Origin of the sequence: Salinivibrio sp. PR5, from assembly GCF_001996085.1 — a bacterium.
In the GTDB taxonomy this organism is placed as follows: domain Bacteria; phylum Pseudomonadota; class Gammaproteobacteria; order Enterobacterales; family Vibrionaceae; genus Salinivibrio; species Salinivibrio proteolyticus.
On record NZ_MUFK01000012.1, the window covers coordinates 58685 to 74666 of the forward strand.

The window sequence follows — 15982 nt, forward strand, 5'->3', positions numbered from 1 at the left end:
TAGCGCCATCCGGGCATAAAGCTTGCTATCATTCATATCTACCGGCGACAAGGCATGGCTTTGCCGCCTCCGCGTGACGACACTTTTTTATCGACAATGTGGAGAGTTTCATGAAAACGACTTCAATGACGCTTGCCGCCGCAGCGCTAACCGCGTTGATGGCCATGCCTTCTCAGGCTGCGACCCTTGCGGGCGGTAAAGTAGGGGCGGATGCCTGGTTCATGGATGCGGATGTCAACAATGTTGAAGCCGATGATGCGAGCACCTCAGGATCGTATTACGCCGCGATTGAACATCCTTTACCACTGATCCCCAATGCGAAGATCCGCCAGACCTCAGTTAGCGTGGATAACCCTGACGTCAGTTTTGATCAAATTGACTTTGTGGCGTATTACGAGCTGCTAGACAACGATCTTATCTCGGTTGACGCGGGCATCAATATGCAGCGTTTCCAATCGGGCAAATTTGGTGGCCAAAGCTTTGATGAGTGGCAACCTAATGTGTATGCCGATGCGCGTCTCGGGTTAGTGGGCACACCACTATTCGTATTTGCGACCGTGAGCAAAGGTGAGTTTGATGGCACCAGCACCTTGGATGCCGAAGCCGGTGTTCAGTATCAGTTGGGTTTAGTAGCCGCCGATCTTAACGTACGTGGTGGCTATCGAATGATCGAGCATGACTTTGATTACTTTGATAACAATGACGGCAAACTGGATCTGACGGGCTTCTTTGTCGGTGCAGAACTCGACTTTTAGTCGATGGTTGCGTTACCCCAACATTGAAACCGCGCTTAGGCGCGGTTTTTTTATAGTTAAAATCAGGCTAATAGCGATTGTGGGATGGCTCTCACTTCGACTTTCCGCCAATACCCAGTACTAAAAAACGTTGGCATGCTGCCTCTGTGACACGGCAAGGAGATAGCAGTGATTGCTCCGCCATCCACTCTGACATGGAATAAGGAATCGCTATGATTTACGCAAAGCCCGGCACCGAAGGCGCCATAGTCCAGTTTAAACCGCGTTACGAGAACTATATTGGTGGTGAATGGGTGCCACCCGTGAAGGGGCAGTATTTTGCCAACACATCGCCGTGTACCGGTGAAACCGTGGCTGAAGTGCCGCGTTCAAGCGCAGAAGACATCGACCTTGCGCTGGACGCTGCCCACCAAGCAAAAACAGCGTGGGGGCAAACCTCGGTAACCGATCGCGCCAATATCTTGTTAAAAATTGCTGATCGTATTGAAGCGAATCTGGAAATGCTGGCGGTGGCAGAAACGTGGGAGAACGGCAAAGCCGTGCGCGAAACCTTGGCCGCCGATATTCCCCTTTGCGCCGACCATTTCCGCTACTTTGCCGGTTGTATTCGTGCCCAAGAGGGCACCGCGGCAGAGTTGGATGCAGGCACGGTGGCGTACCACATTTATGAGCCATTAGGCGTGGTAGGACAAATCATACCGTGGAACTTTCCGTTGCTGATGGCATCGTGGAAGCTTGCCCCCGCACTGGCGGCAGGGAACTGCGTGGTGCTAAAACCGGCTGAGCAAACCCCGACCACCATTTTGCTATTGATGGAGTTAATTGGCGATCTTCTGCCTGCGGGTGTGGTGAACGTCGTCAATGGTTATGGCGCCGAAGCTGGACAAGCGCTTGCCACATCGCCACGGATTGCCAAACTGGCATTCACTGGTTCCACCCCTGTGGGGCATCATATTCTGCGCTGCGCAGCAGAAAACCTCATTCCTTCCACCGTAGAGCTGGGGGGCAAATCGCCCAACATTTATTTTGAAGACGTGATGCAGCAAGAGGATGCCTATATCGATAAGGCGGTAGAAGGCTTGCTGCTGGGCTTTTTCAACCAAGGCGAAGTCTGTACCTGTCCGTCACGCGCACTGATCCAAGAAAGTATCTACGACGATTTTATTGCCCGCGTGATTGAGCGTGCAGGCAAGATCAAACAAGGCAACCCGCTCGACACCGAGACCCAAGTGGGGGCGCAAGCGTCTGATGAACAGTTTGATAAGATCATGAGCTACTTGAAAGTGGGTCAAGAAGAGGGTGCGCAGGTATTAATTGGTGGTAGTCATCAAGACTTGGGCGGCGGCTATTACGTGCAGCCGACACTATTAAAAGGGCACAACAATATGCGGGTGTTCCAAGAGGAGATTTTTGGCCCCGTGATTGGGGTGACCACCTTTAAAGATGAGGCGGAAGCTTTAGCGATTGCCAACCACACCGAATACGGGTTGGGCGCAGGGCTGTGGACCCGCGATATGAACCGTGCGTATCGGATGGGGAGAGCGATCCAAGCGGGTCGTGTCTGGACCAATTGCTATCACCTTTATCCGGCGCATGCCGCGTTTGGAGGCTACAAAAAGTCCGGTATCGGACGAGAGACCCATAAAATGATGCTTGGCCACTATCAGCAAACCAAGAACTTGCTGGTCAGTTACGACATCAATCCACTGGGTTTTTTCTGATCGAATCGACCAGTGCGGCATTACGCCGCACTGGTTACACCCCCAAGGTTGTCTGGCCGGATCTGGCGAGCCTGCTTATCTGATACTAAGCTCAGTAAGTGAGCAAGTAGGTAGGCAGAATAATGATGACAGCCGAGCAATTACGTGCCTTATACCACCAAAAGCTGCTGGTTGAGGTGATGGTGGAGCCTTCATTAGACAGTGAAGGATGGGTCGTGGAATGTCGCCACACGGGCGGCGGTATTATGGCGTTGACCGATGCGGAAGGCATTGAGCAGTGCTTCGCCGATATTGACCAAGCCACGCTAAACGCATTACAAATCGGGTTTGACCAAGTTCGCATCGCGGATTGACCCGTCACACCTCGGTGTTGAAGCGCATCAACACCCGCCTTCGCGCGCCCCTCTTCTTACTAAAAGTTATAAAACATTCGTATCTATTCTTTCTTGTTATTAATTGGTGCGGTTACGCTAGCATTCACGCAATGTAAGCAAGGAATGTCGTCACCATGTTACTTAAGGAACTCTCTGGGCTGACTAGCCCGCTGAACGATCAGCAGATCGGCCAGTTGCAGCAAGCGGTGGCTGAATTGTCACCTCAGCAGCTGGCCTGGATCAGTGGCTATTTTTGGGGACTGAGCCAATCACCAACCACCACGGCTGCGTCTCCCAGTGCTGACGCCCAAGCCAGCCCGAATCATACCTTAACCATTATTTACGCCTCGCAAACTGGCAATGCCAAGGGCGTGGCAGAAGCGCTTCATAATGATGCACAAGCGGCAGGGATCCCTGTAAAGCTGGTGGCTGCAGATAACTATAAAGGCAAGCAGCTTAGCAAAGAGAGCCATGTGGTGATCGTGGCATCAACCAATGGCGAGGGCGAGCCGCCTGATAACGCCATTGCCCTGCATGAGTTTTTGCAATCGAAAAAGGCGCCCAAGCTCGACCATCTTCATTATGCCGTGTTGAGTCTGGGCGATTCGAGTTATGAGTACTTCTGCCAAACCGGAAAAGACTTTGACACCTTTTTGCAAAAGCTGGGTGCTAAGCCGATGGTGGCGCGCCTTGATTGTGATGTGGATTATGAAGCCACCGCGAGCGCGTGGCGAGAGCAAACCCTAGCGGAAGTGAAGCAGCACTTTCTGGCAAGTGCCGATGCGCAAGTGGTGCCGATTCGTCAAACAGCAGCGGCAACCAGCGCATATACCAAACAATCGCCTTATGAGGCTGAACTACTCACCTGCCAGCGAATTACTGGTCGAGGCTCAGATAAAGCCGTTTATCACCTTGAATTCGATTTAGGGGATTCAGGGATCCAGTATCAGCCCGGCGATGCATTCGGTGTGTGGTATCAAAACGATCCAGAGTTGGCTGATGCGATTTTGGCGCGTGTCGACTTGAACGGTGACGAGACCATTGAGATTGACGGGCGTGCGATCTCAATTCGTGAGGCCTTGATTGAGCACTATGAAATTACCGTCTCGAACCCGCAACAAATCGTAGCGCTCGCGGCGTTGACTGAAAATGAGGCATTGACCGCGCTCACCGAAGACAAAGCGTCGCTGCGTGATTATGCCAATCAAACCCAAGTGATTGATGTACTTAGCCTTGCTGACGTGCAGCTAAATGCCGAGCAACTGCAGTCGGTGTTACGTCGTCTGACGCCACGGCTGTATTCCATCGCGTCAAGCCAAGCGGAAGTGGAAGACGAAGTTCACCTGACTGTCGGCTTGGTGGCCTATGAACAGGAGCAAGGTGCGTTGCGTCAAGGTGGTGCCTCGGGCTTTTTAACCCAACGGGCTGAAGCGATTGGCTCAGTCAAAGTGTTTGTTGAGCACAACGATAACTTCAAACTTCCCGACAATGACGATACGCCCATCATCATGATTGGCCCTGGCACGGGCATTGCGCCATTCCGGGCTTTCTTGCAAGAGCGAGAGCAGCGAGAAGCCAGCGGCGATAATTGGCTGTTCTTTGGCGATCGCACTTTCACCGATGATTTCCTCTATCAAGTTGAATGGCAGCAGTACCTGAAATCCGGTCTGCTGACTCGCATAGATGTGGCATTTAGCCGTGACCAAGCAGAAAAAGTGTATGTGCAGCACCGATTACTCGAGCGCGCCAGTGAGGTATGGCAGTGGCTGTCAAACGGCGCGTATGTGTATGTCTGTGGGGATGCGAATCGCATGGCAAAAGATGTGCATGATGCCCTGATTCACATTGCCCAGCACCAAGGTCAGTTGAGCCGAGAAGACGCTGAGACCTTTATTAATGAATTGCGCAAAGATAAGCGCTATCAAAGGGATGTGTACTAATGAGTGAGCAAAAATTTGCGGGCGACACACTGGGGCCCCTCTCCGATAACGAGCGTTTAAAAGATGACAGTAACTTTTTACGTGGCACCATCAGTGAGGATCTTACCAACCGGATCACTGGCGGTTTTACGGATGACAACTTTCAGTTGATCCGTTTTCACGGCATGTATCAGCAAGACGATCGTGATATTCGGGCTGAGCGACAAAAACAAAAGCTTGAGCCTTTACACAATGTGATGTTGCGTGCCCGGATGCCGGGGGGGATCATCTCGCCCGAGCAGTGGCTGGCTATCGACCGATTTGCCAAAGAAAATACCCTGTACGGCAGTATCCGTTTGACCACCCGTCAAACGTTCCAGTTTCATGGTGTATTGAAACCCAACATCAAAATGATGCATCAAACCTTGAACAAATATGGGATTGATGCGATTGCCACCGCGGGGGATGTAAACCGTAACGTCCTGTGTACTTCGAACCCTGTTGAGTCTGAACTTCATCAGCAAGCATACGATTGGGCCAAGCGGATCAGTGAACATTTACTGCCTAAAACACGCGCTTACGCGGAAATTTGGCTGGATGGTGAAAAAGTAGAAGGTAAGCAAGATGATGAGCCGATTTTAGGTAAGCGTTATCTGCCGCGTAAATTTAAGACCACGGTGGTGATCCCCCCGCAAAATGATGTGGATGTGCACGCCAATGACCTGAACTTTGTTGCCATTGCCGAGAAGGGCCAACTGGTTGGATTCAATGTACTCGTCGGCGGCGGGCTTGCCATGACCCATGGTGACACCAGTACCTATCCACGTCGTGCGGATGATTTCGGTTTTATCCCTCTTGAGCATACGCTGAAGATTGCAGAGGCAGTGGTGACGACCCAACGAGATTGGGGGAACCGCTCGAATCGTAAAAATGCCAAAACCAAGTATACCCTTGACCGCGTCGGCGTTGAGACGTTTAAAGCGGAAGTGGAAAAGCGTGCTGGCGTCAGCTTTGCACCCAGCCGGCCTTATACCTTTACTGGGCGTGGCGATCGTCTAGGCTGGACCAAAGGCATTGATGGTAAATACCATTTGGCGCTGTTTATTGAAAATGGCCGTTTACGTGATACGCCAGAAAAACCACTCAAAACCGGGATGGCTGAGATTGCTAAGGTGCACCAAGGCGACTTTCGGATGACAGCCAACCAGAATTTGATTATTGCTGGGATCCCTGAAGCGCAAAAAGACCAAATAGAAGCGCTCGCTCGCCGCTACCGTCTGATTGATGATGCGCACAGTGTACAGCGCACCAATTCGATGGCCTGTGTTTCTTTCCCAACCTGTCCGCTGGCGATGGCCGAAGCGGAGCGCTTTTTGCCGGATTTTGTTACGCAAGTAGAGAAAATTCAGCAAAAGCATCAAGTGCAAGATGATCCGATTGTCCTGCGTGTCACCGGTTGCCCGAACGGTTGTGGTCGCGCCATGTTGTCGGAAGTAGGATTAGTTGGCAAAGCGCCCGGCCGCTATAACCTGCACTTGGGAGGAAACTGGGAAGGCACACGTATTCCCAAAATGTACAAAGAAAATATCACCGACCAAGAAATCTTGGCCGAGTTAGATACCTTGATTGGCCGCTGGGCGCGAGAACGTCAAGAAGGCGAGCATTTTGGTGACTTCTTGATTCGTACCGACGTGATTGCACCTGTGCATGTATCGAAGAGGGACTTTTATGCCTGATACGGCTTATTCTGCACTGAACCGCGCCGATCTGGTGGCGATGAATAAAAGTCAGCAGACGCTTGCGCTGGCTGAAATTAACGCTGAGCTCGAGCAGTACACCGCGCAGCAGCGCATTCGCTGGGCGTTGAAACATCTGGACGGACAGTTTGTGCTGTCCTCCAGCTTCGGGATACAAGCGGCATTGATGCTGCATATGGTCAGTCAGGTGAAACCGGACATTCCGGTGATCCTGACCGACACCGGCTACTTATTCCAAGAAACCTACCAATTTATTGATCACCTGCAGGCGCGTTTAAAGCTCAATCTCAACGTCTACCGTTCTGAATTGAGCCCAGCATGGCAAGAAGCCCGCTATGGCAAATTGTGGGAGCACGGGGTTGAGGGGATCACTCGCTATAACCAGATCAATAAAGTGGCGCCGATGAAGCGAGCATTGACCGAGCTTAATGCCGGTACATGGTTCTCAGGGTTGCGTCACGGACAATCGCAATCGCGTGCGCATTTACCCATTTTAAGCGTGCAGCACGGTGTATTTAAGTTTTTGCCCGTGGTGGATTGGAGCAATAAACAGGTACACGCTTATTTGACCGAGCATGACTTGCCTTACCATCCTTTGTGGGAGCAAGGTTATGTCTCCGTGGGTGATGTGCATACCACTCAGCGGTTAGAGCCCGGCATGAGCGAGGAGCAAACCCGCTTTTTCGGTCTGAAACGAGAATGTGGTCTGCACGAAGATGATGTCAACGACGGGGCAGGTATTTAGCCGTATTGCTCTGTGTGACTGACAGGCTTCACTTACATGCGTCACTTACAGGCGTCACTTACATGCGTCACGAATTAAAGTGGCGCTTTTTTTTGTTCAAACGACGGTGTTTGTCTATCTTTTTATTGAGTTATCCATCAACCGTGATGCTTTCTGTGATATAAATTGCGCGCGCAATCAGGAAGCGAAGGAAGGATTATGTCCCTCCACACACGTCACGGACGCCGAATCCACGTGACAAACAGTGAAGCTTATGAACAAAAAACTCTCTTTAGTCGCCCTTGCCGTAGCGGGTGTCGTTGCGGTTGGCGCACCAGCCTTTCTTGATTATTCCTCGTCAACCACACCGACCACAGACACCAGCAGCTCGCGTTATATGGGCCATGGCAATGGTTGGCTGGAAGTGAACACCGCCACTTTTAATGACAATATTCAACGTGTTCAGCAACAGCTTTCTGATGGCACCAAAATGTGTGTGGTGATGAAGGCAGATGCGTATGGCAATGGAATTGCGGGTCTCCTACCTGTGGTTATCGCTAATGGCATTGATTGCGTGGGTATTGCCAGTAACGAGGAAGCGCGCACGCTACGTGAAGGCGGCTTCACCGGTGAGATCATGCGAGTACGGACTGCCACATTACAAGAAATGGAAAGTGGTTTGGCGTTAAACATGCAGGAGCTTGTAGGCTCGGCTGAGCAAGCAGAACAAATGCGTGAACTTGCCGACAAGCATGACATTGTCATCCCTGTACATATGGCTTTTAACGCCGGAGGCATGGGTCGAAACGGCATCGAGATGGAATCGGAGTATGGCAAGCAACTTGCGATGGAGATTGCGACTGATCCGAGATTCAACGTGGTTGGTATAATGACGCACTTCCCAAATTATAGTGCCAAGTACGTGCGTAGTAAGCTGGGGCAGTTTAAGTCCAACAGCGATTGGTTGATTGAACAGGCCAACTTAAACCGTGAAGACGTGCTGATCCATGCCGCCAACTCTTTCGTGACCTTGAACGTGCCAGAAGGCCATTTTGATATGGTACGTCCCGGCGGCGTGCTTTACGGCGATCAACCAACCAATCGCGAATTCCCGCCGATCATGAGTTTTAAGACCAAGGTTGCGTCTTTGCATCACTTACCGGCAGGCAGTACCGTGGGGTATGACAGCACTTATACGGTCGAGCGTGATTCTATTCTTGCCAATTTGCCGGTCGGCTACTCAGATGGGTTCCCGCGTAAAATGGGGAACAATGCCGATGTGTTGATCAAAGGCCATCGCGTGCCTGTGGTTGGTGTTTCATCGATGAACACCATTATGGTGGATGTCACTGATATTGCTGATCAAGTGACACCTAATGATGAAGTGGTGCTATTCGGCCAGCAAGGTGATGAGACTATTGGGGCGGTGGAGTACGAAAGCAACGCGGATGTGATCTTCCCAGAAATCTATAGCTGGTGGGGCGCAGTCAACCCACGTGAGTACGTGCAATAATCTCAACCCAAGCCCGGCCCGAGCCGGGCTTTTTTATATCCCGAATTCATGTTGTGAGCCTGCGCCGCTTTGTCGCAATCGTGGGACAGGTGGGGTGGCATTTTTAGCTATTGTGTGCTTAGTTTTTAAGGCAGAAAGTAGGTTTTCGCTAACATCAAATCATCACTGATTGACCGTGAAGGGTCTCAAGGACGCACCATGCGCCAAATTGTCATTATCATCGCCAGTCTGCTTTTGATTAGCACTGTGTCGGCAGAGACGTTAAACGCACGTATCGAAGCGGGGAAACCTGTGCGGTTAGGATTTGCGAATGAGAAACCTTGGGCTTACTTGGACAGTGATGGTAAACCCACTGGGCTGATTAATGACTATACCATCGATATCTTGAAGCGCATGGGGATCAGTCAGATCGAGCCTGTTTTCACTGAATGGGGCGGATTAATTCCCGGTTTGCGCGCGAAGCGATTCGATATCATCACCGGCGGGATGTATATTCTTGGCAGTCGTTGTCAGAAAATTGCATTCTCTGAACCCATTGGGCGCTTTCGCGACGCTTTTATTGTGCCGAAAGGTAACCCCAAAGATATTCATGACTATCCTGACGTTGTGCGTGAAAGCGCGCGTTTGGTGACAGGAGTGGGATACAACATGGTCACTTCGGCGCGTGATGCAGGACTCAGTGAGTCTTTGATTATTCAAGTCCCCGGACCGGCTGAAATTCTTTCCGCCGTGAAAGAGGGTCGTGCTGAGGTAGGGGCGGTACCGTATTTCACGGCGTTATACCTGGCTAAACAGGCGCCCGATAGTATCTCTGTGAGTGATCCTGAGAAAGCGACGAGCCAAACCGGGTACTATGTCGGTATTGGTTTTCGTAAAGAAGATAACGCGTTTGTGGAGAGATTTGATGAGGTGCAAGCCAAGTATATGGGGAGCCCGCAGATGTTAGAGCAGGTAAAAAAATATGGTTACCGTGAAGCGCAATATCCAGATGGGATCGCTACATCGCGACTTTGCCAACGCCAATAAAAAAGCGATGCCAGAGGCATCGCTTTGCAATAGAAACCGCCTTATCCTTACAGGATATCTAGCAGCTCGACTTCAAATACCAGTGCCGCAAATGGTGGGATAGCGGCGCCAGCACCACGCTCACCGTAGGCAAGATCTTGTGGGATGTAGAGTTTCCACTTTGAGCCTACAGGCATCATTTGTAGAGCTTCAACCCAGCCTTTGATCACGCCAGTCACAGGGAACTCAACAGGTTCGCCACGCGTTACTGAGCTATCAAACACAGTGCCATCGATCAATTGACCGTGATAGTGAACACGTACTTGTTTATCGCTGGTTGGGATCTCACCGTCGCCTTTTACTAGTACTTCGTACTGGAGGCCAGATTCGGTCACGGTCACTTCATCACGCTTTGCGTTATCCGCTAAGAAGGCATCGCCTTCAGCCGCTTGTGCTTTTGCAGCTTCTTGACGAACTTCTTCTGCTTTTGTGTGAAGCTCGCGCAGGGCGTTATTGATGTCGTCAATTTCGATTTCTGGCATTTCGCCAGCCAGTGCCGTGCTGATGCCTTTAGCAATCGCATCGACTTGTAGGCCTTCAAGGCCACTGCCTGCCAGTTGTTGACCCATTTGTAGGCCGATGCCATAGCTTGCTTTTTGCTCGACGGTTTCTAGTTGTACGTCAGACATAACGTCTCTCTTTTTTGCGTGAATAAAGTGTGAAAGGATAACAGGTGATGGTTTCGTGGGTAAACTTTTGTACGCAAAAGGCGTCCAATATGAGGGTAAAACATCAAAATATGCGCGGAGTGGCAATGAAGTTAACAGCAATGCGTACACAATTTAAAGATTGGTGCGTGAGATGGGGACGAATGCTCGCTTCTTCATCCGATAGGAAAGGGCAGTGGCAAGACATGGCATGGATACGCACAATACGCCACGCTTGGCTGCGTCTACCTCGCTTGCACCAACGATTATTAATGGTGTTGGTTCCTTTGGTGTTGGTACTAAGCCTATTGCCCGCACCGTCCTCGACTGAAACGACTGCGCCGCCTCAGGAGCGCCGCTCTGTGGCGATTGATACTCAAGCACAACCCAAACGCAGTGCCGTGTCAACAGACAGCCCACAGCCGGAGGCATCACAACCTTCCACGCCGGAAAGTGACTGGGTCAGTCACCAAATTGAGCAAGGAGATACGCTTGCTAAGGTGTTTCGCGATAATGACTTGGCGCTGACCGATCTTTACGCGATTGCCAATATCGAAGGCGAAGGAAAACCCATTAGCCGTATCCAGCCGGGTCAATGGATTCGGTTTAAGCGCACCGACAGTGGCGCGCTCGACATTCTTCAAGTGGAAACGCAGGCAGGTCAGTCCGTATTGTATTTCCGTTTATCGGATGGAGGCTTTGCGCGCCAACGCTAGTCTTTCTTTTCAGGCACGGAGTCACCGTGCCTACGCTTTCCTTCTTGTTTGTTTTTTAAACTTCCGTGCCGATAAATTCGCCGTTGGTGTTTTTTTCATCTACTTTTTAATAAATCAGTCAATATGGCTGGGTTTATGCTGTGATTTGGAGGTTTTTAGCGATTATTCGCTAAATTACGCGACCGTGCCTGCGAATTTGACCAGCGTGCATGACATACTTTTTCAGAAAATAATGAGTTTTATGTCACACTTTGGTGAATTTTTGTGCTAGTATTCGCGCCGGCTGTGTAGGGGATACACGCAAGCCGCCTCAACATGGATGTCCAGGCATTGACACGCTAACCATAAATCTGTTGAGGACTCGCTTTTCCATGTTGAAGAATTTATCTATTGGTAAAAAGTTTACTGCGGCTTTTTCCCTGATTGGTATCGCCGTCGCGATCTTTGGGTTTTACATTTTTACCCAAGTGAGCGGCATGCGCGATAATATGCTGAACTTTACTGACGATACCCTACCTGCGGTATTAGAGCTTGAGCGTTTAAGTGAAGAAATTGTTCGTATTCGTCAAGACCAGTACGCCGTTCTAACTTTCGATGATATGACTCGACGTCGCGAGATTGCCAATGACTTGCAAGCGATGAAACGTCAATACAGTCAAGATCTTGATGCCTACGAACAGACGCTTTGGTACGACAATGAAAGAGCCATCTTTACTCGAATTCAAAATAACTGGGCTAAATACAACGAAGAGCTGAAAAACTTCCCGTCTCTCGTTGAAAATGGTCAGTTGTCAGAGGCACAAAGCATTCTATCAAACTCATTTAACACCTTCTTAAAGCTAGATGCTGCGCTGAAAGAGATGTCAAAGTTAACGCAAGGCTTTATCACCTCAAACCGCACCACTATGCTCAATCAAGTGTCGACAGTGAGTATGACCATTATCGGCGTACTGTTCGCAGTAATCGCCTTTATGATTGTGGTCGCAATTATCTTCACCCGCGCGATTATTAATCCACTCCGTTTGGTGATGGAACAATCCTCTGCGATTGCCAAGGGCGACCTGACTTACCAATTAGATCGTAGCCAAATCGGTAACGATGAAATGGGGCAGTTGGCAGACTCGAGTATTGCTATGCAAGATAGCTTGCGTAGCTTGATTGAAGAAGTGATTGCTGCGGTGACCCAGCTAAGCAGTGCGGTCGAAGAAGTGAGTGCGGTGTCTAGCCAAACTTCAAGCGGCATGCAAAGTCAGCAACATGAGATTTCGCAAGTTGCCACTGCGATGGCGCAAATGAAAGCCACTGTCGCGGATGTTGCGCAGAATACCGAAAGCTCGTCGACCGCGGCTAACGAAGCCAGTGAGCAGGCACGCCTCGGTGGGCGTGATGTCGATAGCATGGTGGGAGCTATCACCAAAGTGGCAGAAGACATGCGTAAAACGGGTGACACAGTCAACGAGTTGGACCAGCAGTCGAAGCAAATCAACGTTGTGGTGGATGTTATTCGTGATATCGCCGAGCAAACTAACCTGTTGGCACTGAATGCGGCGATCGAAGCGGCGCGTGCCGGTGAGTCTGGCCGCGGCTTTGCGGTGGTAGCCGATGAAGTCCGCACACTGGCCGGCCGTACCCAAGACTCGACGGGTGAAATTACTGAAATTATCGAGAAGCTCCAGCAATTCGCGACCCAAGCGCGCGATGCCACCACTCAAAGCCGTGAGAGTATCGAGCAGTGTGTGGAGCAAGGTAGCCAAGCGCAGCAATTGATCCGTGGCATCGAAACATCGGTTGAGAACATTGCCGATATGGGCATGCAGATTGCGAGTGCTTGTGGTGAGCAAGACTCGGTTGCCGATGAGCTAAGCCGCAACATTGAGCGCATCAACGATTCGTCACAAGAAGTGGCGGGCGGTGCGGATCAAACCGCGCAAGCGTGTAGCGAGCTCAGCCAGTTGGCGCACTCACTGCAAAGCACCATGCAGCGTTTCCGTTTGACCAAGTAACGCCACGGACGCTCGCAAAGAAACAGCTGAACTCAACAAGCTTGTTATTTGCCTAGACATAAAATCCCGCGCACTGTCGCGGGATTTTTTTATGGAGTGGAAAGGCGCATATCAATATGTGGGATCCCGTCTTCCAGATAGGGCTCGGAAAAGGCCACAAAACCATGCTTTTGGTAAAAGTGTTGTAGGTGAGCTTGAGCGCCTATTTCGATGTTTTGTGCGGGCCATTGCTGTTGGCATAGTTGAACGGCTTGGCGGATGAGCTGATGCCCCCATTGTCCGCTGCGATGTGCGGGGGCAATGATCACGCGGCCAATGCTGCTTCCAGCGTAACTCGCGCCCGGTGCAAGAATACGGGCATAAGCGGCTAGCTCGCCATTCAGCCAGCCCAGTAAATGCACGGTTTCTGGTGCGGTATCATGTGCGTCTAGTTCTGGATAAGCACACGCCTGCTCGACCACAAACACATCGACACGCAATTTCATCAATGTGAATAAAGTGCGCGTATCTAGTGTGTCAAAGGTTGCCCGTTGCCATTCCATACGACGTCCTCCTGATTAAAGATAAAAAATACCGCAGACAAGCTGCGGTATTCAAAGACTATTTATTATGCAGGCTATTTATTGGCGAGGCTGGCTTAAATCGACGCGATAGACCGCGAAGCCAACGTCATCTTTACCGGCTTTCGTCATCGCCCAGCGGCCTTTTTGCTCAATAAATTGCGCGGCTTTCTCGCTGGGTGAGGTTTCAAAGTGCACGATGGCATCGCCTTTTATTGGGGCGATGGACCAGTTGTTGTCAGCACTCACCGTGACTTGGCCTTTTTCATCACTTACGCGGCTGATGTAGTTGGCGACCACTGTGCGGTTTTCATCCGGCGCGGCAAAGGCAATATGATCGCTGCCGGTGCCCGGGAACTTCGCGCCATAAGCGCGGTAGTTGTTGGTGGCGACCAAGAAGGTTTGCTCAGGGTCAACCGGTTTGCCTTGATAGGTGAGATTGACGATGCGTGATGCGTCTGGATTCACTTCATTACAATCGCCGTCGTAACGCGCGGGTTGAGTGATATCAATTTGATACTCTACCCCGTCAATCACATCAAAGTTGTAAGTACGGAATCCGTCCCAGTTCACTAGCGTCTGAGGCTGCTTCGCATTGGGGTCGATTTGGTTAAATTGACCGGCGCTGCATTCCAGCCATTGTGTTAACTCAGCGCCAGATACTTTCAGTGCGACCAAGGTATTTGGGTACAGGTAAAGATCGGCGGCGTTACGGAACGTCAGTTGGCCGGCTTCTACTTCGGTAAAGTTGCTCGGATCGTTTTTGCGACCACCGGCCTTAAAAGGCGCGGCAGCAGACAGTACCGGTAGCTCTGCTAAGTCGGGATCGCCTTGGATCATACGCTCGACATAGTCTTGCTGTGCCAAGTTAACAATCTGTACGGTGGGGTCATCTTGGAGCAATGCCAAATAGGAGTACATCACATCATTGGCTTGGCCAATTGGCTGATTAACGAACTCACGAGTGGCATTGTGATCTTTTTCAACGGCTTTGAGCAGGTCTTTATCGGCATCGACCAACGCTTTGCCGCTGGCCCGGTCAAAGATAGGGCGAGCATGCGCTTCACTATCCACCACTTGCCACTGGCCATCGACTTGCTCGAGCTTCAAATCTATCACGCCAACATGGCTGCCCCAGCGACCGGCCATCACACTGGCCACGCCATTGATGGTGCCCTTTTCAATATCGGCACCGGGAATATTAGCAAAATCATCGCTTGGGAATACCGCGTGTGAGTGACCAAAGGCAATCGCGTCAATGCCATCGACTTCTGATAGGTAATAGACAGAGTCTTCAGCCATCGCTTTATACGGTGCTTGAGAGACGCCAGAGTGTGGAATGGCCACTACTACGTCCGCGCCCTTGGCTTTCATTTCTGGGACAAGTTTTTCAGCGGTTTGCTTAATGTCTTTGGCAATCACTTTGCCTTCAAGGTTCGCTTTATCCCAAGTCATGATCTGCGGCGGGACAAAGCCAATGTAACCGACTTTGATGGTATGGCTGTCACCGTCTTCATCTTTGAGTTGGTATTCTTTAATTAAATACGGGTCAAAGTAGTGCTCGCCAGTCTCTGCATCAAACACGTTGGCGTTGATATACGGGAAGTTGGCGTCATTAATCGACTCTTTTAAGAACGCTAAGCCGTAGTTGAACTCATGGTTGCCAATGTTGCCCACTTCATAATCGAGCAAGTTCATCGCTTTATATACCGGATGCACTTCACCGGGTTTGATACCTTTGCTGGCCATGTAATCGCCCATCGGGCTGCCTTGCAACAGGTCGCCATTATCGACCAAAAGAGCATTTTTTGCCTCATCACGCGCTTGTTTCACCACAGTGGCGGCGCGGACTAAGCCGATTTTTTGCGAGGGCTTGTTTTTGTAGTAGTCGTAGTCCATCACGTTGGTGTGAATGTCGGTGGTTTCAATCACACGTAAATTGACGGTGTCGGCAAAGGCACTGCCAGAGGTAGCAAGCAGGCCGGCAACTACCGCTGTAGCGACCGCAGAAGGCATCAAACGCATAATAAAATCTCCAGTAAAAAAGTGTGCGTCAGGTATCAAGCGGCGCCATTATGCAACTTACATTATGACAAAAGCTGTGGCCTTGATCGGCTTCTGTCATTTTGTCGGAATTGAGTGTTGATGAAAGCGGCATTTTGAGACCGTCATCATTGCGTGGTAGATGGACGTGAGGGTTTTCAGCGGATAAATACACGACTTTTAAT

At 50.6% G+C, this 15982-nt stretch carries 13 protein-coding genes; 10 read left to right on the forward strand and 3 right to left on the reverse strand.

The annotated features are described in order from the left end of the window. The first annotated feature begins 110 nt into the window (after positions 1–110). From BZG82_RS06825 to ehuB, 8 genes are all read left to right on the forward strand, one after another. Complete coding sequence (locus BZG82_RS06825) at positions 111–755, forward strand: TIGR04219 family outer membrane beta-barrel protein (protein WP_077480295.1); 645 nt, start codon at positions 111–113, stop codon at positions 753–755. Between the two features lie 212 nt (positions 756–967). Then, on the forward strand, positions 968–2476 hold the full coding sequence (exaC, locus tag BZG82_RS06830; protein ID WP_077480296.1) for an acetaldehyde dehydrogenase ExaC: 1509 nt from the start codon (positions 968–970) through the stop codon (positions 2474–2476). Positions 2477–2598: 122 nt separating this feature from the next. Then, positions 2599–2829, forward strand: coding sequence for a thymidylate kinase (locus BZG82_RS06835; protein ID WP_408642327.1), 231 nt, complete (start codon positions 2599–2601; stop codon positions 2827–2829). Between the two features lie 155 nt (positions 2830–2984). Beyond that, positions 2985–4790, forward strand: coding sequence for an assimilatory sulfite reductase (NADPH) flavoprotein subunit (locus BZG82_RS06840; protein WP_077765460.1), 1806 nt, complete (start codon positions 2985–2987; stop codon positions 4788–4790). Further along, the gene (gene cysI, locus BZG82_RS06845) at positions 4790–6505 is read left to right on the forward strand and encodes an assimilatory sulfite reductase (NADPH) hemoprotein subunit (protein WP_077765461.1); all 1716 of its coding nucleotides are present in this window, start codon (positions 4790–4792) and stop codon (positions 6503–6505) included. Before BZG82_RS06840 ends, cysI begins: the two co-directional genes overlap by 1 nt. After that, positions 6498–7271, forward strand: coding sequence for a phosphoadenylyl-sulfate reductase (locus tag BZG82_RS06850; protein WP_077662819.1), 774 nt, complete (start codon positions 6498–6500; stop codon positions 7269–7271). Before cysI ends, BZG82_RS06850 begins: the two co-directional genes overlap by 8 nt. 253 nt (positions 7272–7524) lie before the next feature. Further along, complete coding sequence (alr, locus tag BZG82_RS06855) at positions 7525–8763, forward strand: alanine racemase (protein ID WP_077480300.1); 1239 nt, start codon at positions 7525–7527, stop codon at positions 8761–8763. Positions 8764–8961: 198 nt separating this feature from the next. Continuing rightward, positions 8962–9789 carry an ectoine/hydroxyectoine ABC transporter substrate-binding protein EhuB gene (gene ehuB, locus BZG82_RS06860; RefSeq protein WP_077662817.1) on the forward strand — a complete coding sequence of 276 codons (828 nt, stop codon included), beginning with the start codon at positions 8962–8964 and terminating at the stop codon, positions 9787–9789. Positions 9790–9836: 47 nt separating this feature from the next. Here the strand turns inward: ehuB and BZG82_RS06865 are convergent, their stop codons facing one another. Continuing rightward, the gene (locus tag BZG82_RS06865) at positions 9837–10457 is read right to left on the reverse strand and encodes an FKBP-type peptidyl-prolyl cis-trans isomerase (protein ID WP_069589667.1); all 621 of its coding nucleotides are present in this window, start codon (positions 10455–10457) and stop codon (positions 9837–9839) included. 125 nt (positions 10458–10582) lie between these two features. On the opposite strand from BZG82_RS06865, the gene BZG82_RS06870 reads away from it, so the two are divergent. Then, complete coding sequence (locus tag BZG82_RS06870; RefSeq protein ID WP_158075982.1) at positions 10583–11191, forward strand: LysM-like peptidoglycan-binding domain-containing protein; 609 nt, start codon at positions 10583–10585, stop codon at positions 11189–11191. 371 nt (positions 11192–11562) lie between these two features. Further along, positions 11563–13194, forward strand: a complete 1632-nt coding sequence (locus BZG82_RS06875) for a methyl-accepting chemotaxis protein (RefSeq protein WP_077662816.1) — start codon at positions 11563–11565, stop codon at positions 13192–13194. A gap of 89 nt (positions 13195–13283) precedes the next feature. Here the strand turns inward: BZG82_RS06875 and BZG82_RS06880 are convergent, their stop codons facing one another. Both BZG82_RS06880 and BZG82_RS06885 read right to left on the reverse strand, forming a co-directional pair. Further along, positions 13284–13736, reverse strand: a complete 453-nt coding sequence (locus BZG82_RS06880; RefSeq protein ID WP_077765463.1) for a GNAT family N-acetyltransferase — start codon at positions 13734–13736, stop codon at positions 13284–13286. 78 nt (positions 13737–13814) lie between these two features. After that, entirely contained in the window at positions 13815–15779 is a 1965-nt protein-coding gene (locus BZG82_RS06885) for a bifunctional 2',3'-cyclic-nucleotide 2'-phosphodiesterase/3'-nucleotidase (protein WP_077765464.1), read from the reverse strand. Positions 15780–15982: the final 203 nt, after the last annotated feature.

Coding starts and splice junctions, on each gene's coding strand:
- BZG82_RS06885 (WP_077765464.1), bottom strand. CDS start 15,779: ATGCGTTTGATGCCTTCTGCGGTCGCTACAGCGGTAGTTGCCGGCCTG.
- exaC (WP_077480296.1), top strand. CDS start 968: ATGATTTACGCAAAGCCCGGCACCGAAGGCGCCATAGTCCAGTTTAAA.
- BZG82_RS06880 (WP_077765463.1), bottom strand. CDS start 13,736: ATGGAATGGCAACGGGCAACCTTTGACACACTAGATACGCGCACTTTA.
- BZG82_RS06835 (WP_408642327.1), top strand. CDS start 2,599: ATGATGACAGCCGAGCAATTACGTGCCTTATACCACCAAAAGCTGCTG.
- cysI (WP_077765461.1), top strand. CDS start 4,790: ATGAGTGAGCAAAAATTTGCGGGCGACACACTGGGGCCCCTCTCCGAT.
- BZG82_RS06850 (WP_077662819.1), top strand. CDS start 6,498: ATGCCTGATACGGCTTATTCTGCACTGAACCGCGCCGATCTGGTGGCG.
- alr (WP_077480300.1), top strand. CDS start 7,525: ATGAACAAAAAACTCTCTTTAGTCGCCCTTGCCGTAGCGGGTGTCGTT.
- ehuB (WP_077662817.1), top strand. CDS start 8,962: ATGCGCCAAATTGTCATTATCATCGCCAGTCTGCTTTTGATTAGCACT.
- BZG82_RS06875 (WP_077662816.1), top strand. CDS start 11,563: ATGTTGAAGAATTTATCTATTGGTAAAAAGTTTACTGCGGCTTTTTCC.
- BZG82_RS06840 (WP_077765460.1), top strand. CDS start 2,985: ATGTTACTTAAGGAACTCTCTGGGCTGACTAGCCCGCTGAACGATCAG.
- BZG82_RS06870 (WP_158075982.1), top strand. CDS start 10,583: ATGAAGTTAACAGCAATGCGTACACAATTTAAAGATTGGTGCGTGAGA.
- BZG82_RS06865 (WP_069589667.1), bottom strand. CDS start 10,457: ATGTCTGACGTACAACTAGAAACCGTCGAGCAAAAAGCAAGCTATGGC.
- BZG82_RS06825 (WP_077480295.1), top strand. CDS start 111: ATGAAAACGACTTCAATGACGCTTGCCGCCGCAGCGCTAACCGCGTTG.